General features: G+C 40.2%; 13 protein-coding genes. 3 read left to right on the top strand and 10 right to left on the bottom strand.

The genetic code is table 11. The features are described from left to right. Nucleotides 1–29: 29 nt before the first annotated feature. From ACVCDT_RS10495 to ACVCDT_RS10470, 6 genes are all read right to left on the bottom strand, one after another. The gene (locus ACVCDT_RS10495) at nucleotides 30–3,059 is read right to left on the bottom strand and encodes a TonB-dependent receptor (protein WP_447132728.1); all 3,030 of its coding nucleotides are present in this window, start codon (nucleotides 3,057–3,059) and stop codon (nucleotides 30–32) included. 282 nt (nucleotides 3,060–3,341) lie between these two features. Beyond that, a complete protein-coding gene (locus ACVCDT_RS10490) occupies nucleotides 3,342–4,322 on the bottom strand; it encodes a polysaccharide lyase family 7 protein (protein WP_447132727.1) in 981 nt (326 codons plus the stop codon). A gap of 4 nt (nucleotides 4,323–4,326) precedes the next feature. Next, the gene (locus ACVCDT_RS10485; protein ID WP_447132939.1) at nucleotides 4,327–5,634 is read right to left on the bottom strand and encodes an MFS transporter; all 1,308 of its coding nucleotides are present in this window, start codon (nucleotides 5,632–5,634) and stop codon (nucleotides 4,327–4,329) included. Between the two features lie 60 nt (nucleotides 5,635–5,694). Beyond that, nucleotides 5,695–7,899: a heparinase II/III domain-containing protein gene (locus ACVCDT_RS10480; RefSeq protein ID WP_447132726.1), complete on the bottom strand. Its 2,205-nt coding sequence runs from the start codon at nucleotides 7,897–7,899 to the stop codon at nucleotides 5,695–5,697. Beyond that, the gene (locus tag ACVCDT_RS10475) at nucleotides 7,896–10,187 is read right to left on the bottom strand and encodes a chondroitinase-B domain-containing protein (RefSeq protein WP_447132725.1); all 2,292 of its coding nucleotides are present in this window, start codon (nucleotides 10,185–10,187) and stop codon (nucleotides 7,896–7,898) included. The genes ACVCDT_RS10480 and ACVCDT_RS10475 overlap by 4 nt, the downstream gene beginning before the upstream one ends. Nucleotides 10,188–10,528: 341 nt before the next feature. Next, nucleotides 10,529–11,407 carry an NAD(P)-dependent oxidoreductase gene (locus tag ACVCDT_RS10470; RefSeq protein WP_447132724.1) on the bottom strand — a complete coding sequence of 293 codons (879 nt, stop codon included), beginning with the start codon at nucleotides 11,405–11,407 and terminating at the stop codon, nucleotides 10,529–10,531. 532 nt (nucleotides 11,408–11,939) lie between these two features. Here ACVCDT_RS10470 and ACVCDT_RS10465 point away from each other — a divergent pair. Further along, nucleotides 11,940–12,122 (top strand): hypothetical protein, encoded by a 183-nt coding sequence (locus ACVCDT_RS10465; RefSeq protein WP_447132723.1) that lies wholly within the window; start codon nucleotides 11,940–11,942, stop codon nucleotides 12,120–12,122. A 23-nt stretch (nucleotides 12,123–12,145) separates the two neighbouring features. On the opposite strand, the gene ACVCDT_RS10460 is transcribed toward ACVCDT_RS10465, so the two are convergent. From ACVCDT_RS10460 to ACVCDT_RS10450, 3 genes are all read right to left on the bottom strand, one after another. Further along, a complete protein-coding gene (locus ACVCDT_RS10460) occupies nucleotides 12,146–13,360 on the bottom strand; it encodes a cyclic di-GMP phosphodiesterase (RefSeq protein ID WP_447132722.1) in 1,215 nt (404 codons plus the stop codon). 78 nt (nucleotides 13,361–13,438) lie between these two features. After that, nucleotides 13,439–13,789 carry an MGMT family protein gene (locus ACVCDT_RS10455; RefSeq protein ID WP_447132721.1) on the bottom strand — a complete coding sequence of 117 codons (351 nt, stop codon included), beginning with the start codon at nucleotides 13,787–13,789 and terminating at the stop codon, nucleotides 13,439–13,441. Nucleotides 13,790–13,801: 12 nt separating this feature from the next. Beyond that, the gene (locus ACVCDT_RS10450) at nucleotides 13,802–15,769 is read right to left on the bottom strand and encodes a hypothetical protein (RefSeq protein ID WP_447132720.1); all 1,968 of its coding nucleotides are present in this window, start codon (nucleotides 15,767–15,769) and stop codon (nucleotides 13,802–13,804) included. 175 nt (nucleotides 15,770–15,944) lie between these two features. Between ACVCDT_RS10450 and ACVCDT_RS10445 the strand changes: the two genes are divergently transcribed. Together ACVCDT_RS10445 and ACVCDT_RS10440 are read left to right on the top strand one after the other, a co-directional pair. Then, nucleotides 15,945–16,568 (top strand): tRNA-uridine aminocarboxypropyltransferase, encoded by a 624-nt coding sequence (locus ACVCDT_RS10445; protein ID WP_447132719.1) that lies wholly within the window; start codon nucleotides 15,945–15,947, stop codon nucleotides 16,566–16,568. Between the two features lie 111 nt (nucleotides 16,569–16,679). Then, nucleotides 16,680–19,766 carry a response regulator gene (locus ACVCDT_RS10440; RefSeq protein WP_447132718.1) on the top strand — a complete coding sequence of 1,029 codons (3,087 nt, stop codon included), beginning with the start codon at nucleotides 16,680–16,682 and terminating at the stop codon, nucleotides 19,764–19,766. A gap of 4 nt (nucleotides 19,767–19,770) precedes the next feature. Here the strand turns inward: ACVCDT_RS10440 and msrA are convergent, their stop codons facing one another. Continuing rightward, complete coding sequence (msrA, locus tag ACVCDT_RS10435; RefSeq protein WP_447132717.1) at nucleotides 19,771–20,364, bottom strand: peptide-methionine (S)-S-oxide reductase MsrA; 594 nt, start codon at nucleotides 20,362–20,364, stop codon at nucleotides 19,771–19,773. Nucleotides 20,365–20,371: the final 7 nt, after the last annotated feature.

Here is a 20,371-nt window from a genome sequence, read left to right as displayed (position 1 = left end):
GCCTTGGTATTTGACCTAATTTCAAGCGACTAGTACTTGAAGCTAATTCCCGCGAATAAACGTGGACCGTAATCACTCAGTTGCCCTAAGTTACCTTGCACATAAAAATCGTCTGAACGAGGGGCACTAAATAGGTTGATAGCTTCTACTTTTACTTTCAGGTGCTTGTTGATTTTGTAAGACGCTCGCGCCTCCCACACGCCAACTTCATCGACAAAACGAAGTCTGGTGCCATTACTGGTGTATGGCTGAAAGTACTCACTGCGGTATTTGTAGATAAGCGCTGAGTCAAAATCACCAATTTGGTAATACACTTGTCCACTAAATACGTGCTCAGAGAAGCCAGGTACTGCGCCTGGAGGAATAATGCCTTCAGTTAGTTGGGTAGTTACACCGTTAAGGTCGGTAACAAAAGTATCGCCGTAGTTACTGTCTTCAAATTCAAAGTCAGTATCAGCGTAGTTATAACCAATTTTTACCCCTAAGCCGTTGTCCCAACGATAAGCAAGTGAGGCTTCTAAACCAAGCAAGTCACTTTCTTTATCTGTGGTAACAGAGTTAGTGATAGGTAAGGCAATATCTACCCCTTCAATAGTGAAGTTTTCTAATACGGTTTGCTGTTGGAAGCCACCATTAAACTGCTTGTAGTAAAAACCTAAAGCTAAAATGGCATCTTCGTTTGGATACCACTCAAAGGCGACATCATAGTTCCATGACATAAGTGGCTGAGTATTAGGGTTACCTGAACCATTAATACCCACTAATAAATCGCTGATGGTTTCTGGTGCTACATCGTCGTCTGTTTGGAAAGTACGGCTGTAACCTAAATCTGATGGATCGGCGCGCGACATGCCACGGTAAATGCCTGCTCTTAATAGTATGTCGTCTGCGTAATCTACTACTAGGTTAAAACTAGGTAAGACTTCGGTGTAATCACCGCCACCTACTATGCGCTCGATGTTATTGTTTGACACTAAACTAAGCACACCTAGTTCGTTAGTCACCACATTAAAGCCTTGTCTAAAACCAACTGAGGTGACTTCTGAATTGACAACTCTTAGACCAAAGTTACCGCGTACGACTCTGTCGTGCATTTCGGTATCAAAGTTAGTCATGACATAGGCAGCTGTGGTTTCTTCTGTCACGTCTATGGTGCCAGCATTTTCGTACTCTAATTCAGGGTAAGCAAACTCACCACCCTGAGAAGCAACTATAGCTTTAGAGAAACACACATTGTCGTAAGTCGCCCAAGAAGACCCAGTACCACTGGCGATAGGGTTGCCTGCACTGTCAACATTGGTAACCAAGTCACCGTCTGACACAGATGACATATAATCAGTTTCTGGGAAGTCTATTTGGCAACCTTGTAGCACGTCTAGGGCAGAGATTACCCCTTCGTCAAGGGTAAATTGGTTACGTGAACCGTTACCATTGCTCCCCCCAAATTGCACAAAACTTAGCTCTGACATACGAATACCCGCTTGTACGCTGGTAAATACCTCGCTGTCTAAGGCGTAATTAAAGTCTAAGCGTGCAGATACAATTTCGTTTTCGCGTACGTTTTCACGGTCGATACGGGTACGTAAGCTGTCGGTAAAGTTTGAAATGTCGGTGACATCAAAATTAGTCACTGTTAGGTGAGGAATATAGTCACCCATTTGCCATGAAAAGAAAGGGCGATTTCCGGTGCGTCCACGGTTTGAAATTTGTAGTTCTTCACGGTTAGTTTTTGAGTAAGAAACATCAGCGCTTATGGTTAACTTTTCATTAAAGAAATGTTCAACACTTAAGCCACCACCACGATAGTTTTCTTCACGTGAAAACTGTTCGCCAGCCGATTCAAAACGTTCTTCACCAGCCCACTGTAGAATGCCGCCTACATTGTTAGTGATTAGGCTTTGCCCTGTTACCCCTGGAGTCACACGCTTTTGTAGAAACAGTAAGTCGTGACGGGCTTCTTCTTGGGTACGATCTGACACTTGGGCGTCGAAGTTTATATCCCAATCTGCCGACGGACGAAATTGTAGGCCTAAGAATAATGCGTCTCTTTGGTCTGAGGTTTCGTTTTGACGAAAGCTTCGGCTAGAGCCTGTCCAAGCATAAGGTGTACCGGCACTTTCGGCACGTCCTGTGGCAGGATCTATATCGGTTTGGTAACCCTGGTTATTGCTGCCATTCACTTGGTCTTCACAATCACCAGCACTGCTGCGGAAGAAACCTTCGTTCATATTGCTAGGGTCGTTTAAACATGCCCATAGCGACGAACCTGTAGGGCTTGAACTACGGTATTCAGCTTCGGGTTGGCTGATATCTTGACGTTGCCAACCTACAGTCACCCCTAAAGATTGACCGTTATCAAATTCAAACTGATCAACAAAGCTAAGGGTGCCGCGATAACCTAAATCTCCTTGCAAAGAGTTATTAACATTGCTTTGGTCTGGATTGTGGTTAAGTTTAACTTCGGCTTGAAAACGTTGTTTACCAAAATCTAAAGGCTTAAGGGTTTCGAGTGTGATAACCCCAGCTACACCACCTTCAATCATAGAGGCGTCTTGGGTTTTGTATATCGCCACTTTTTTCATTAATTCAGATGGGAATTGAGAAAAGTTTACCGAGCGGTCGCCACTACCGTTAGTCGCTTCTCGTCCGTTGATATGGGTTGCACTTAAGAATGGCCCCAAACCACGAATGGTGATTTCGGTTGCCCCACCATTTTCACGGTGTGAAGCCGCACCAGTAATAGACTCTAGCGCTTCACCTATAGACAAAGCAGGCAAATCGCCAATGTCTTCAGCTGATAAACCATCGACTACAGTGGTAGATTCGCGCTTAATGGCAATTTGGTCTTGAATGGTTTTTCGCGTACCAGTTACCTCAATTACTTCTACTGAGTCATCATTTTCTGGTTGCGCTGGGGTTTCTTGTGCGGCAACTGAGGTTGCAATTGAACTGGTAACACCGGCCAGTACTGCAGCTCTAACCCATTTTGCAATAGGTGATACAACGAGTTGCTTTGGTTGACCATTTTGGTGTTGGTATTTCCCTAATATCGACGACATATCGAGTTCTCCGATGTTTAAAAAAAAGCGACATGTGACTACTAATCGCTTGTGGTATTTGTGTAACGAGTTTGTTAACTAGAATATACGCAAATAAAACCAAATTAACAACCAATAGATAAACCAAAAGTTCAACCAATATGACTTATAAGCATTTACCAATTTTAAAATTGGTTTGAATCACTTAGGTTAAAGCTTAGAGTGCGGGCAAAAAATTAGGCGTTTAAAATTAATTTAAACGCCTTAGATCTAAAAACATGCTTAATCCCTAAAGGGGTTAAGTTAAAATTTATAGCCGTCGTGAATGTTGTGGATATGATAGAAAGTGGCCTGTACGTAGTCTCCGTCGGCACCACCATTGTTTTGATTGTATACACCGGCTTTAAAATACATATATTGATTGCTTTTATTGTAGCCGCTATTGCTCATGTCGAATGAGCGAGTAATGTTGGGTCGATTTTCACGAATAAGGGTGACAAATAAAATGTCATTTTCGACGGTGATTTTGTAACTAAACTTTTCGTTGAGGGCAATACCGTCTTCTGGATCGACCAAAGTGTGTGAACGAGAGCCCAACAGATTGATCCAGATGTCATCGCCACCATTGATTTCATGGGCAAAATAAATTGAGCCTTTAGCGTTGTTGGGTAATTTACGGTAGTACAAACGTATTGGCTCATCTTTAGTAGCATGAATTTGGCCAATAATTACCCGCCCCACCATTTTTTCATCACCTGTGGTAGAGACTCGGTTTACCGCTAAGGTTGCTTCTAAGCTGCCTTCTACCGCTCCAGCACTTTTACGCTCAGAACCATGTGCAGAACTAAACACCCAGTTATTACCGGTAACCCCCTGAGTTTTATGGCGGGTGTTGCCTCGTCTGAGCATTTCTCTTAGTTCTGTTCTGGCATATTTAGTATTTTTAGAGGTTTTAGCCCCTACATTAGGACAAGCAAAAACCAACCCACCGTCTGCAGCTGTATAAAATAAAGGCTTAAGTTCAAAGCCTTCGCTTAATGGTTTTTCGTAAACCATGTCGGCTTTTTTATCTTTATTTAAGTCTGTGGGTAAGGTTAAGCTCCAGTCTAATAAATCAAAGTTTTCACTAGGCTTTTTGTTAGGGTCTAACTTGCTCATATCACCTAACAATACACCTTCGGCTAATTGCTGATGTGATTCAGGAAGTGTATGTTCCGATGCTATAACTGTGCTGCTAGCCAGCACAGTTAAGCTTAAATATGAAAAAATTAAACGCTTGAACATGCTATTAATCTCGAGCTTTAGCTTTAACAGGCTCTATGATTGGGCATAACAACAACACGCCCAACATAGCGACAATGGCTAAGGCGGCGCCTATAGCAAACACTATGGCATAGCTACCATCAGCAGTAAGGCTAGGCACTAAATAAATCAACAAACCAGCTGCTAACTTAGCGCTCATGCCTGCAAAGCCCGACAAAGTACCTACGGTTTTTCCACCAAACAAATCACTGGGTAAGGTTTGCACATTACCAATAGAGGTTTGGAAACCAAATAAGATAGTTGCCATGATTAATACAGCTGCCACTTCGCCACCTGGGTTAGCCAAGGCCAATAACGCTGGCAACATAATTAAGCAACCTAAGCTAATGACCAGCTTACGGGTTTTGTTTACCGACCAACCGGCTTTTAATCGGTTTTGTGCCAGCAAGCCTCCAAACCAAGCACCTAACATGGCTCCAACATAAGGTACCCACCCATATATGGCTAAGCCTTTAACGTCCATTTGATAGACTTCAACAAGATAGGTTGGGATCCACACAATAAACAGCCACCAAATAGGATCTATGGCTGCAGTGGCGACTATCACCCCCCAGCTTTGTTTGTGCGATAACAGTTGTTTGGTTGTTGGGGTATATTCGGCAACAATTTTTCCGCCGGCATCTAGGGTTTCATTTTTTTGCCCAGTCAGAATATATTCGCGCTCTTCTTCTGTGATCCAAGGGTGAGAGCCAGGTGGTGACTTAACGACTATCAACCAAGGGATTAACCATAATAAGCCTGTACAGCCAACTAAAATGAATATTACTTTCCAGCTGAAAAACAAGGCTAAGTAAGCGATTAGTGGAATAGAAACAATGCCGCCTATGGCCGCACCTGAATTAAAGATACCTTGAGCTAAAGCCCGTTCGCGGGTTGGAAACCATTCGGCATTGGCTTTGGCTGCCCCCGGCCAGTTACCTGCCTCAGATACCCCTAAAATAGCGCGGAATATACTAAAAGTTAAAATACCTTGAGCAAAAGCATGTAATACAGTGGCAAGTGACCAAATACCTATAGATAAAACAAAACCTAAGCGGGTGCCGATCCAGTCAAATATTTTTCCAAAAATGGCCTGACCAAAAGCATAGGAAAACAAAAACACTATGCTGATAATGCCATACACTTCTTTTAGTTCAGCATCGCTTTTTTCTGGATAGATCTCTTTACCCATAAAAGGCCAAAGCACGCTAAGTGATTGTCTATCGATATAGTTAATGACAGTTGCTAACGCAACCAAGGCAATGACCCACCATCTTAAATTTTTCATCTTAATCGTACCTGTCGCAGAGTTATCCGTTTGAGTTATTGTTGTTTTGCCAAAGATGACACACTTTTATAATTTAAAAAGTTGCGCCTTGCCTTGCATGCTAAACACCTTGTCTAAATACTTAAAACTAGTTTGGCTTTCTGAGCCTGACGCATTTTGAGCTATGGCCACTAAATAGGTGATATCTGGAGCAAAACTTACCTTAAACAGCTGCACTTGTTTATTGCTACTTTTATCACTTACATTTTTAAGATCTTTTAATTGGCTGGCACTGTTTACGGTAAATTCGCGGGTACCGTTATATTCGCCATGCACTTCTAATACGCTTAAAAACTGTAGGTTTTTATCGCTTGTTACACGATTTATCAGAGCTTGTTTAGCGATTAGATTAAAGTTTGGATCGTTGGCCCCAATGCGCACCATCATAAGTTCATGCGCTGGCGAAGAGGCGTTTTTATTGTGCGGGGTATTCACAACTGTGCTATGGGTATAAAAGGTTTTATCTTTTAACCATGTCACTCGAGTTAATTGATTATCAACTTTGCCTTGTGCTTGTAACCATAAGTGTTGATAACCATTTTTATCACCTAGCGCACTTTGCTGTTTGGTGTGAGCCTGCAAACTGATGTTTGAATCTATATATTGGCCATTAAAATGAACTGGCAAATCAAATTGATGTTGGCCTTGTGTTTCAACATCTAAAATATCTAACACAAATACAAATCCTTCTGGGCTGTTGATTAACGCTTGAGTGCGACCAAAAGCCACATCATCGTAAGCATTATCCATACGCGCGGCAGTGATCTGCATGTGTGAGTCTAATTCAGTAAATAGCAATTCAGGGTGACGTTGATTACCCACTTTAGTGTTGCCATCGAAATGACTGGTTTGATCGACCACTAAAGTATTGTGGGCAATGGTTTGTTTTGCATAAGAATTGTTTTCGGCTAAATAGTGGCCGCCGTATTTTGCTTCAACATTTAAAAAACGAGCTGCGCCATAGTCGTATACAACTTCTTCACCAGCGTTATAAAAAATCCAATTTAATTTATCAAAGTGGCCATGGCCTAAGCCCTGAGAGGTAGCTTTGAATACTAAGGTTTGGTGCTCGGCCGCTTGGTTTTGACGAAGTACCACTAAGGCACCTTCGTCACCTTTAATTCCATCTGTGTAAACAGTAGATTCAAACGGGTAGGGTTGAGCCAAGCCTTCATCTAGATCTTGAGCGACTTCTAAGCCATCGCCAGTTAGCAAAATTTGGTTTTGTTGCTTGGCTATAGTTAATAAACCTTTTTCTTTGGTTTTGTTATAAGCAATGGTTACCCCATGTACCAGTTCTAGGGTATCTATGCCTTTATCTTTAATGGCATCGTTAATGCCAAAAAACAAACCGTTGTAACTTAACTCAATAGTAGTAGTGATGGCTTTTAGTAAGATCTCATTTCGGTATTCAAAGATTTTACGTTCGGGTTGATTCACGTCTATGGCTTTGGCAAACAGCACAAAAGGCATTAAAGCATAACGCTGATAATATGGACCTTCGTTGTAATATCCTTGAGGCGAGAATAGTTCGTCAAGTTGACGCATGAATCCGCCTTTTCCAGATAGGTCTAAACCGTATAAAGATTTCTCTACCCAATGAGGTTTATTTAGCACATAACCAGCCATGCCCACACCAGCCACAGCCCAGGTGCCATGGTTATGAATTTTATCAAAGGTTTGTGGTGACTCGTCTGACAAATAGCGCACCATAGGCTCAAACACGCCTTTCTCAATCTTGCTTCTTTCATCGGCGCTTAGCTGTGATTTAATGGCGTCGTAACCTTGAATACTGTGCACTAACCACACTGCTTCGTTTAGACTTTGCCAAAACAGCTTACCAGGTGATTGCTCTTTTTGTTTTGGGTGCAAAGGCAAAGTAGGATACATATCGGCATATTTAAACAACATATCGCGTACAAAAGTGGCGTACTTTTTATTTTGGGTGATGATAAAAAGTCGCCCAGCATCACGCATCAATGCATAGTTAGTTTTATGCACTTCGTGGGTATAACCGCCACCAGCATCGGCCGGCAAAGGCACATTAATTTTACGATTTAACGCGGCATCAACCTTGGCTGTGCGCTGTTTAAACTCATCACTAAAAGAACCACTTTGTTGAGCCGCCTGACGCATAGCGTCTATTTGTTGAGGGGTGTCGAGTAAGTTTCCAGCTACTACATCTAGATTAACTACTAACCACAAAGTAAAAATACTTAGAATCTGTTTCATAGTGTGATATTTCCTTGCATTTGTGCAGTAGAAGGTCCTTTTGCATAGGTTTCTGTGACCTTAGGCATGGGGGTGTTTAAAAATTTATTATCGAGTATACGAGTAATAGGCTCACCCACAGTATGGTCTATGGTTGTCACCTTGCTATTCTCAAAACGGTTTTCTTGCAACAATGTTTGTTGTACCCCTAGCAAGAAAATAGCAGAGCGGCTTTTATTACGTTTACCATGGCCAACATTAATGACTTTGCTTTGGGTTAGGCTAAAGTGCGGACCAAAGGTGCTTTCGTCAGTACCACCACGATATATTTTAGCTACTGCGCCTTGAATGTTTTCAAAACTAGCGTTTTCGATAGTGACGTATTCGGCATTGTAAATACCTAGATCGTCTTGCTCTTTGTCTAAGCGCAAAACATCGCCAGTAATATTTTTAAATTGGGTGTTTTTGATCAAAATATGGTCGGCCATGCTGCGATAGCCAGCATCAAATACGTGAGCAGAATGATTAACATTTAGGTCACGAATTTCTGAATCGATAATATGTAATCGATAATTAAGTAAAGTCGGAACTTTAGTATTACGGATCAGTACATTGCCTGCATTGTCGGGAGATTTTACTCCTGAGATGTGTAAGCCTTGTAGTTTTAAGTTGCCGCCATCTTCTATTTCAAAGGTTAAAGAACGCATAGGATAAAGGGTAACAGTGCCAGCTTGTGCGGCTTTTAGGGTCACCACTGAACGAACTTGCAATTGTTTATTAATATCGTATTCGCCCGGTTGCAACTCTAATACTGTGCCGTCTGGCACCTGAGCAATCTGCTGCATTAACTGTTCGGCAGATGAAATAGCGACTTTTTTGCCTGAGTCAAAAGCCACTGTGTTTGAATTTTTTGGATACCAAGTTACCCCAGTATCTTGCTTAGCTACTGGGGTTAAATTCGCCGCGCCTACTTGGCTTTGTTGTGCCTGTTGGCTTTGTAATAAACCGTTGGCACCTCTGACTAAGTCTAATTGTTCTACCTTAAAACCTTGGGCAATGGCTTTTGGAGGGGCTTGGTTAGTCAAATTATTTGCAAAGGCAATTCCAGACACATCATCAAAAATATTGAACGAATGCTGTGCTTGCTGATTAACCACTAAGTTATTGGCAAAGCGACTATTGATTGGCACGGCTGAACGTTCTTGGTCGCTACCTGCAGCCAAATTAATATTATCTACGTCTATTAGGGTATTGTTTTCAATTAAGCTGTCTTTAACTTGGTGATATCTATTAATAGAGGAATTAGGCACACCATTCATTATGGTAAAGCCACCGCCAAAGCGAATGCCGGTTAAGCCTTCCATATAGTTATTTCGTATGGTTTGGTTAGCGTTAATCACACGAATACCACCAGTGTGATGTTTGCCATTACCAAAAAAAACATTGCCTTCGACTAAATTGCCGTTACCGTGACGTAGGGTTAGGGTGCCGCGACTTTCGAAAAACACATTGTTTATAAAGGCATTTTTACCCGATTTATTAGAAATAATTTCTACTTCACCATTGCAGCGATCAAAATAGTTATTTTCTACTCGGGTAAAAGAATCACTTAAAGAATATTTACTGGTACCAATACGCAGGGTTTCGCCACCATTTGAACCTAAAATAGGACGGGGGCCAAAATAATTATGATCAATGCTGTGATGGTTTTCTTGGCTGGCAACAGAGTTAAGTCTAACCGCCATAGTTACCCCAGCGTTACTTTTGCCAGATAAGTGGTTATGGTCAAACCTATTGTTTTTACCGTACAACACTACCCATTTATCGGCATTAAATTTATCTGGGTTGCTAAACCCATCAATCACCACCTGAGTGACTCGCGAATGATTAGCTAACAGTGAATCGTCTTGACGAAATGCAATAACTTCGCCTGTTGGACTGTAGCCATTTTTAAATACTAAGCCTTCAACATGCAAATGTTCACCAGCTAAACGTAAATTAGAAAGACCGGTTAAGTAAACTTGTCCATTGGTTTGAGCTTTTAGGCTAATAGGTTGTGTGGCAGTACCTTGACCTTTAAACAGTATTTCAAAGTCTTTCCACTCGCCATTGGCTAACACTATAGTGTCGCCAGGCTGCAATGATTCAGCTACAGCTAAAAATTGTTGTTGAGTGCTGACCAATTTTTCATTATTTTGCAATTTTGCTGATTGGTCTGCAGTTTGTGGGGAATGACTGCAACCCAAAGTAAAGAGTATTGAAACAATTAGTGCAGCCCAATACGGAAATGTAGAATTTTTAGCTAACATGTAACGGAACCTCGTATCACTCAAAACGTTTTAAGCTCGCATGGAATTGCACAACAGCTTGGTCATAACTGGGCTTAATGAACTAATGCTTTCAATAGCCAACTCAATGTAGCAACAAATCACCACAAAAAATAAACAGTAAAAGTCAATGTAACTGAGCACCACACCAAAAGTCAACCAATTACCATTACAAATTATTACCAATATATTCAAATTTGGTAATACTAATTTATTCATTCAGAATTCTAGGTAGATGGATAAACTCGAAGGCAAAGCTTAGGGTGAGTTAAAAAATTGCCAGCCACAGTTAAAGCTATGGCTGGCCGGGGTAAAAGACGACTTTAGGTGTCTAATTTACGAAAATAGTCGTAGATTTCAGGCACGTTACCGTTCCCCATACCTGCATCAAATGCAGCTTGAAGATTGGCTGAGGTACCTTCAGCAATTTGCGCTCTGGTGCCAAGATCTTTAACCATTTCTAAAAAGTAACCCAAATCTTTGTTGGCATTACCAATAGAGAAACCTAAATCACTCACTCCATCAACTGCATAGTTCTTACAGAATTGCATAAAGGGTGAACTAGAAGGTCCGGTAGACATAATATCGAAAAGTTGTTGACGATCTACACCAGCACGGTCTGCCACAGCAAAAGCTTGAGACATAGCGGTAACAGTTGTCATACCAATAAAGTTGTTAATTAATTTAGTGGTGTGGCCTGCACCTAAAGCACCAAGATAAAATACGTTTTCACCTTGTTGTTCTAGAATAGGTTTAACCTTTTCAAAGGTTTCTTTGTCGCCAGAGGCCATAATATTTAACAAGCCGTCTTTAGCGTGAGCTGGTGTTCTACCAAGCGGGGCATCTATCATGCCAGCGCCTTTTTTAGCTAAGTCAGCGCCAATTTTACGAGTTGAAGCCGGAATAGAAGTACCAAAGTCAATTAAGACTGCGCCTTCTTTAATGCCAGCTAAAATACCGTCTTCAGCGTAAACCAATTTTTCTACAACGTTAGAGGTAGTTAAACAAAGCATAATAATGTCGCTTTTGGCGGCAAGCTCAGCTGCAGACTCGGCTTTTTGAGCACCTCGTGCTACAACTTTATCCACTGCATCTTTGTTTAAATCCAAAACAATTAAGTCAAACCCTCTGTTTTGAAGGTTTTCAACCATATTGCTGCCCATCAGGCCAAGGCCTATAAATCCTATGGTAGGCTTTTCCATATTTTGCTCCTAAATATATAAATAGCTGTGTATTTGAGTATGAAAATTGCTCACCACATAGGTGGGCTTACATTGTAAAAAAATTAGTATAAATTTTGTAAGGAAGCAGCTCGCCAACTCTGGGCAAAGACTTATGCCTTTCCTACCTTGAGATCAATTTAGCAAGCTAAACGAATCTAATGCATAAAGGTAAACCTAAACCAAACCATCATTTCAACAATTCAATACTAATAAACAAAGCAAACAATTGTCAACCAATAATACAATATTGTATTACCATTATGGTAAGGTCGATTATTAAGTAAAGGTTATCCAAAGGTTTAAACTTTAAAAATATTGTCAAAATTTTTTACAAGTTGAAAATGAGGTTACCCAAGTTTTTTAGTTATCTTATTGACTTACTTAGATAAAAATAAATTGGCTCGGTAATTGAATATGGTTTAGCCTGTAATTGATTTGGTGTGTCTGCGGCTTTAAAAACTAAAAAGCAGGCCAATATATTTATTAAAATACTAGTGGTTAAGATGTACAGATGTCTTGTTTAACACGAAAAATGCAACAAAAGTTAACTCGCTATCTTCAAAAAAATAGCGCTCAGTTTTCAACTCATGATCCTGAAATTGTCAGAGAGACCTTAGTGAATAAAGGGATATGCCCGTCTGATGTGACGACAGATCAGGTTAGGGTAATACTAAACCAAGCAGATATTCGTTAGCTTTGTTGGCTAGCTTATACCTACTAAATAGCGATTGATTCGTTAAAGTACTTGTTAAAATCAAGCTTAAAGTCACTGGCTATTACCGCATCTACTATTTTAATACGATTACCAGCCGCAGCTAAATCAATCTCTTTTGGTTTAATATAGTGGTCGCCTTTAATATCAAAAAAGGCTTTGACTATTGGTTTAACTGGCTGTTCTTTATGCTGCTTAAGTACCATAGCAAGGTTGTCGTTGTCGAGCTTGACTAAACTTCCCACTGGATACACACCAACACATTTCACAAACTGTTTTACTAGGGCTTCGTCGTATTTGCTTGGCGAATCTTGCAAGAGTATTTGCAACGCTTTTTTAGATGACATACCGGCTTTATAACAACGGTCGGCGGTAATGGCGTCATAGGTATCAACTATTGCAATCATGCGCCCAAATTCGCTAATTTCATCACCACGCAGGCCGTCTGGGTAGCCATAACCATCTAAGCGTTCATGATGTTCTGAGATGGTACGCACTATAGTGTCGGGTATGCCCATTTCTTTTAAAACACGCACACCGTAATAAACATGATCTCGCATGACTGTCATTTCTTGCTCATCTAAACGCCCAGGCTTATGCAGAATTTCGTCAGGAATTTTAATTTTACCTATATCGTGCAAAAAGCCCGACAAGGATAATTCTTGTATTTTCGCTTCAGGAAAATCTAAGTAAGCCCCAAAATTGGCCAATAATATCGCCACGTTTAACGAATGCTCTAACAAATAGGTGTCTTTTTCGCGGATTTTAGTCATGCACATTAATGCATTAGGATTGCGATCAATAGATGAAACTAGATTGTTGGTAAATTCTGCGGGTATGGCTATGTCTATGGGTAAGCTTTTGCTTACACTGTCTAACATAGACTTTTGTAAGCCTTTACCTTTAGTGTGTAACTTAGCTGCAACTGAGATTTCTTCATCAAAAGAAACCTGCTGAGTTTGATTGAGTTCTTCTTCTGGCTCTGCTGAAGGCTGTTGTTCTGGCGCAGGGTCTGGAATATCTTGTTCTTCAACTTCTGCTTTAGGTTGTTTACTAAGATCAACCACAACTGACAAAATGCCACGCTCTTTAAGTTGTAAAATCGCTTTTTTTGAGGTTACCCTTCCGCGGCTTGTGATCTTAACTTGACCTTGCTGCTTAGCGATAGAATCAATGAACATCCCTTCTTCTATTTCATCTATATCAAAGGTTTTAAGCACTGTATAAATCTCAGTTGTAGTTAATGAAAAAAAATAGCGTACTTACTTAGAAAAACAATTATAACTCATTATATTAAGCTAACACTCTAATTTCCATAACATTTCTGCCAAGTCTGGCTGCCATTGAAAGTCGTTTAACTTAACTCTGTTATTTAACACTACTACATTTTCTTGTTGAAGATAGGCAATTTGCTTTTGGCTTAGTTCTGAACCTGCTGGAAAGGCTATTTGGCCGTTCGAGCGTAACACCCGATACCAAGGTATAAATTGCTCTTTTGGTACCTTAGTCAAGGCCTTTCCAACTAGTCTTGCTCGCCCTGGCAGCCCAGCTAAATCAGCAATTTGCCCATAACTGGCGACTTTGCCCTTAGGAATAACCCCTACAGTTCGCCAAATTCTAGCGTATTTTGTTGATTCTGCGTTATTCACTGGCAAAGATTACTAAATAAAAGGAAAGTAAGTTTGAATATTCTCTATATCTGTACGCTTACCTTGTTGATTAACTTGTCTATAACGGGCTATGTCTTTTGCTGGCGTATGACCTGCCAAAAGCTCTAAATCGTTAAGTTTACAGCCTTGTTTAACCAAAAAGGTGAGATAGGTATGCCTTAACACCTCAACACTTAATTGTTCAGGATAGTTTAATTGGCCATCGTGACCGGCATTAATCAGTAGTTGTTCAAAATACTCTGCATCGGCATTGGCTGGCCACACAGACTCTTGCTTTGCTAAGCCTTGGCACATGGACTGCAGCACCTTGGCCAGTTCTGGCACTAGGGATATGACACGTGAATATTGATTGTTAATCTGCAAAACGTGAAAATCTTGACTGAAATTATCTTGCTTAAGGCTTAATAACTCTTCTTTACTCACGCCACTTAGCACTAAACCTATTAGCGTTTTACCTTGGTTATTTGCCACATTAAATAACTCACAACATTCTTGTTCGCTTAATAGCCGAATAATAGGGTCGGACGCAGGCAGAGCCTGAGTTTCTGTTAATAATCCTGGGGCATTATGACTTAGCTCTTGAGTCGGCGAGTAACCGGCTACTTGTGGCTGATTTGGCACCACCACAAAATGGTTTGCTGCTGCAGGTGTTTTTTGTTTAAAAATAAAATTAAATAAAGTCAAAGCTAGAATAGCTAAGCCTAACGCACCTGCAAGGCTATAGAGTGACAATAAAAGGTAATTAGGCGCACTGGCATAATCGGGAATATAGGCCGGTTCAAGCACTGCAATTTGTGCCTCAAAAGGTTTAGCTACCTCTTGTGCAACTTGCTGATTTTTAAGGGTTTGAACTTGGCTTTGCAAGGCTTTTAACTCGTCGTCTAGGCGTTTGTATTGTTCTAAGTTTTGACTAAAAATTTGGGCATTTTTATCTTGTACCACCAGCTGTTCGCTTAGTTGTTCTACCTTTCCTTTTGCTGCACTTAAGTTACGTTGGATTTCGAGTAAATACTCTTGTTGACTAGTGCTTATCAAGGCTGCTAATTGCTGTTTGAGATTGGCGGCTTTATTTTGTTGTGCAACTATGGCGGGATCTCTGTCTAAGTAAGCTTGAGTATACTTTTCGCGTAAACCAGTGAGATTGGCATTTATTTCACTTAAGCTCGATTTGATTTTATCTAGTTGCGCTTTGTCGGCAGGGTGGGTAACAACCTGCCCATCGTTATTTGCTTCTATCACACTATTTAATAAGGCTTGCGCTTGCGCTTCGTCGGCTAGAGCTTGGTCTAAATTGTTGGCCAAATTTTTAGTCTGACTCAATATACGATTTTCATCACGCTCTAAAGAAGTAATATTGTTTTCGTTAGCAAAAGCTTCGAGTAGGGCATTTTGCGCAACTATTTTTTCTTCTAATAAAGCCAGTTGTTGTGAAGACTGGGTAGTTAAATGACTGTTTTTGGTTTCATTATCGGCTTCAACTAAGGCCAAATACACCTTAATCCATGCATCTAAGTAGGGTTTAAGCTCAGAGGGATTTTCACCTGTAGCAGTTAAGGTAATCATACGTCCGGCTAAACTCGCATCAACACTAAGTTGTTCGACTAATTCTTCTACAGAAGGATATAAATAATGTTGTTGAGCCAGTTCGTTGGCAACCGCAGTTAATACATTATGACTTTTGAGCCTTTGTTGATGCATAGTGATCTGACGTTGGGCTAATTCAGCATATGCTTGATCGGTTTGCGAAGCATAAGAAAAATGCAAGCTAGATTGGCTTTGATACAAAGGCGGTAAGGTCCAAATCACCAAATTTGCCACTATCAATACTAATAAAAAAGTACCTATAAAAATGCGCCACTTTTGTGATTGAAAGCGTCTATCTTGTGCTGCAGAAAAGTCTAGATTATCGCCCGCGTAAGCTTGATTTGGGATATAATCGACTTGTTTATTAAATGCCATGTGCCACTCTTGTTGTCATCTGTGTCGTTGCCCAAATTTGGGGTCGATAAAAATTTGCGTTATTTGCATGCACCTGTTTTATATCAGGTTTTATCAATAAAAGACTAGTTGCAAAGTAAATTTAACAAGACAGCAGACTAACACCAAGTAAAAAGCGATAGTAGCCCCAAATAACATGTCTGAACTTAGCCATATTAAACGCCCCCTGTGTCCACAATGTGCTTACCCACAAAGTACTTGTTTATGTGCTTGGATCAAACCTGTTAAGGCCCCTTGTGAGCTGATTATTTTACAGCATCCCAAAGAAACCAATCATGCAAAAAACACAGTTAAGCTACTAAAACTCGGCTTAACTAACTTACAGGTAATTCAAGGTGAACACCCTGAAGCATTTTACCAGTTATCGCAGCAGGTAAGGGATAATAAAGATCACTATGTATTGTGCTACCCCAATCAAAATAGCCAAGCCATTGAAACACTTAGCTTAGAGAATAAGTCTCAATTGTTAGCGAACCAACAAAAGGCGGTGATTTTAATTGACGCTTCATGGCGCAAAGCACTAAAAATGTGGCATTTGAATCCGTGGTTGCATGAACTACCAAGCTGGCATTTTGCTAGCCCACCCACTAATCAATATCAAATTAGGCAAACTAAAATACAAAATGGCCTATCCACTTTAGAAGCGGTGAGCTACTTGTTACATAAAGTGCATGGCTTTGATGGCACAGCCTTGCTGCATTTATTTGAAAAAATGCAATCAACTTGCTTTGCACAACATCATGGACAAATAAAAACCTAAGGGGATGGTCAATAGTTGCTTTTAATTTAACCCATTGTTTTATAGTCTAATGCCTTGTTATCACTTATTATTTAGCTTACAAAACAAAGATAAAAGCAAAGGAAGCCACAGATGAGATTGGTACCACAAAATGGACAGAAATCTGTATTAAGTTTTGATTTTCTATCCATGCTATCTAGGTGGCGCCTAGCCTTGTTTTTTTTCGCCCTTTGTTTTATGCATAGCCAATCGTTGGCACAACAATCTAATCAAAAATACGCACAATCAATACCACTGACGGTAAGTAAATATAGTGCCAATGATGCGCCTTATATACCCGCCAAACCCTCAGAAATTCCGCAGTGGTTAAATAAATTAAATCCAGTAAAAAATGTCGATTTAAGTGGTGGAAGCTATTGGTTTTATACAAGAATTTCTGCCCAAACTACAGATAGAGAATGGGTGGTTAATTTATCCCAGGCGAATGTAGAAAATGTCGATATATATTTATACGACAACCACAAACGTATGCCATTAACAGCAGGCAATGCATATGGCACAGACTATGAATTTGGTGCAGCCCGCACCATTAAATTAAAGGCAAATTTTGACTATCAGTTACTGGTAAAAATAAGCAGCCAGTATTATGTATCTCAACCTCAGTTAGAACTGCTAGCTAAAGATCATTTTCAACAAAGGTTAGTTTTTGATACTGCGCTAAAATTTACTGCCCTTGGCATAATATTGGCCGTAGGTTTGTTAGTGCTTTTTGTTTATTTTCATAACAAACAGAAGTCTCTGTTATTTCTGGGCCTTTATGCCTTATGTTTATTTATTGCCACCAGCTTTGTTTTACAATTGCCAGGCAAGCTATTTCAGTGGCCAATGCTCTCTTATACCTATATTCCATTCTTTATATTGCCTTTACTAGGCGCATTATTTTGTTCCGCGTTTTTAGACTTAGATAAACACTATCTTTTATTAGATAAAGTATTAAAAATTAACGCAGTTATTGCATTGCTTTTAGCCCCAAGCTCGGCCTTTATGCTCAGTTATGCACCCAACTTTGTTATGGTCACCCAGAGTATTTGGATGCTAGTGGCTGGATATGCAGCCGTAAAAATATGGCAAACTGGACATCAAGCTGCAAAGTATTTGCTGATAGGGTTAAGTATTAGCTTTATTCCTAGCTTGTTAGCAGGCTTAGAAAGCCTAGAAATGTTCTCTACTTTGTTAATAAATGATGAGTTGCTTATCTTAATTAGCGGAACTTTAGGCTTGTTATGTTTTGCCTTTTCTACTTTGTTTAACAGTCAATTGCTCATGCAAAAATCTCAGCAGCAATGCCATCAATTTGAACAAAAAGTGCAAGAGCAAAATGCCACACTGAGTCAGACCCGTTATCAACTTGAACAATCTAACCATGAATTAATTGAAGCCTCTTTGGCAAAAGAACGCTTTTTAGCCACTATTAATCACGAAATTTGCACTCCGCTTACCACTATTATTGGTTACGCCGATGGCATTTTGTTGGGAGATATAGACAAAGCTGAGCAACAAAGAGTGATAGAGATCATGGCCGACAATGGCAATCATTTATTAAGGGTGATGAATGATATTTTGGACATTAGTAAAATTGAAGCTAATAAGCTGGATTTTGAGAATAAACCCACAGCTTTGTTTTCTATTTTGGCCCAACTCGAATCTGGGGTAGGAAAACGCGCCAGAGACAAAGGCTTAGCTTTCCACCTAGATTACGCATACCCACTTCCGGCGCAAATATATACCGACCCTAAGCGTTTAAAACAAATCTTATTTAACCTTACCAATAACGCAATTAAATATACTGAAAAGGGTTTTATTGGCTTGTCGGTCAGCATAGTAGATAACAAACTTAAAATTGAAATAAAAGACTCGGGTGAAGGTATAGCAGAGCTTCAATTGGAAAAACTTTTTGTACCTTTTGCTCAAGCCGACAACGCTATTAATAGACGCATGGGTGGCATAGGGCTTGGACTCAGTATTTCGCAAAGTTTGGCAAAAGGGCTAGGGGGAGAAATTAAGGTGTCTAGTACACCTAGAAAAGGCTCAATATTTAGCTTTGAAATGCCTTTAATGACAGTGGAAGATTCGCCTTGGATCAGCAATGTCAGCGAAATTTGGCAATCCACCCCAACCAAATCTGTTAAACCCAAAGCTTTACCTAACTTTGCTGGTTGCAAAGTGTTATTAGCAGATGATCATCCCGAAAGCCTTGAATTGATTGCGATTTTACTAAAACGTATGAATATTCAAGTCACTGAAGTAGACAGTGGAAAACAAGCTATAGATACCTTGTTCTATCACAATTTTGATTTGATTTTATTAGACATTCATATGCCACATATGGATGGGCCAGAAGCCTTAAAGCAGATCCGCAGCGAAGGCAATGTCACACCTGTTATTGCGCTTACCGCCAATAATATGAAACACCAAATAGAGCATTATTTACGTTTGGGCTTTAACGATCATTTAACCAAACCAATTGAACGCCAAGCAATGATCAACAAATTAAATCTTTGGCTAAACCACACCAAAGATAAAGATAATGAAGGGCCATTACATAAAGAAGATATGTTGACCCTAGTGCAAGATTATAAACGCGATTTAGCTGAACAAATTCAACAAATTGAACAAGCATTACAACATAGAGATTTAAGCTTAATTGCTGAATATGCGCATAAAATTGTGGGTTCAGCCGGCTCTTTTGGTTTTGATATTGTTGGTGAAAAGTTTGCCAATATAGAGCACAGCGCGTTACAAGATGACGAAATAGCGGTCACTTACGAATTACCCAAGGTGATTCAATTAACCCAGCAATGTCTGAATTTACCCGGGGTAGATATAGCCCAAGCACTGGTTAATCACCAATACAGTGCTGAGCGGTTTTTAAACAACATTTATGAATTAAATAGCCATGGGCAACAAAGTTTAAATGATCTTAAAGCGGCCATAGATAATAACGAAACCAACAGTGCATTGTTGCATTTGTATAAGTTTTTCCCGGCTGTATTTGAATGCGCTTTGCTAGATTCGGAAGCGGCCTTTAAAGCCTTAGAAGAGCAAATAAAACAAGGGGTTGAATCGCCAGCCCAGTATCAAGCGCACCTGAAGGTTATCCAAACCCATTTACAGGCGCTAAATCAAGTTTTACAACCAAGCCTTATGGAACAAATTTAATGACCTATTTAGGCTTAGTTGGCTCAGTGTCGCCCCAAATTTCAGCTAAGCGTTGATCTCTACCGCAGTTCCAACGATAAAACTTATAACGCACTGGGTTTTTCTTGTAATAGTCTTGATGGTAGCTTTCTTGGCCTTTAATTGGATAAAAAGTGCTGGTGGCTAATATTGGGGTGATGACCTGTTGCTCAGGAAACTTAGCCTGAATTTTAGATTTTGAGTCTTGTGCTAGTGTTTGTTGTTGTTCATTAGCCACAAAGATTGCACTTAAATAACTTTCGCCTTTATCACAGAATTGACCTGTAGCATCAAAAGGGTCGATATGACGCCAATAATACTCTAGTAGAGCCTGATAACTGACCTTATTTGGGTCGTAGCTAACTTCTACGGCCTCATAATGACCTTGATGATTGCCACTATAGGTTGGATTTTTTAGGCTGCCACCGGTAAAGCCAGAGACTACATTCAGTACCCCTGGTAGTTTTTCGAAGTCTGCTTCCATACACCAAAAGCAGCCCCCAGCAAAATAGGCTTTTTGCGCCATTGAAGGGGAGGCAAACACACTGCCTATTAACGCTAACCAAATCCAAGCTCTCATTATTTTC

Source organism: Paraglaciecola aestuariivivens, assembly GCF_052983255.1.
The sequence above is the reverse complement of the archived record's forward strand: the minus strand, read 5'-3'. Positions and strand labels throughout refer to the sequence as shown.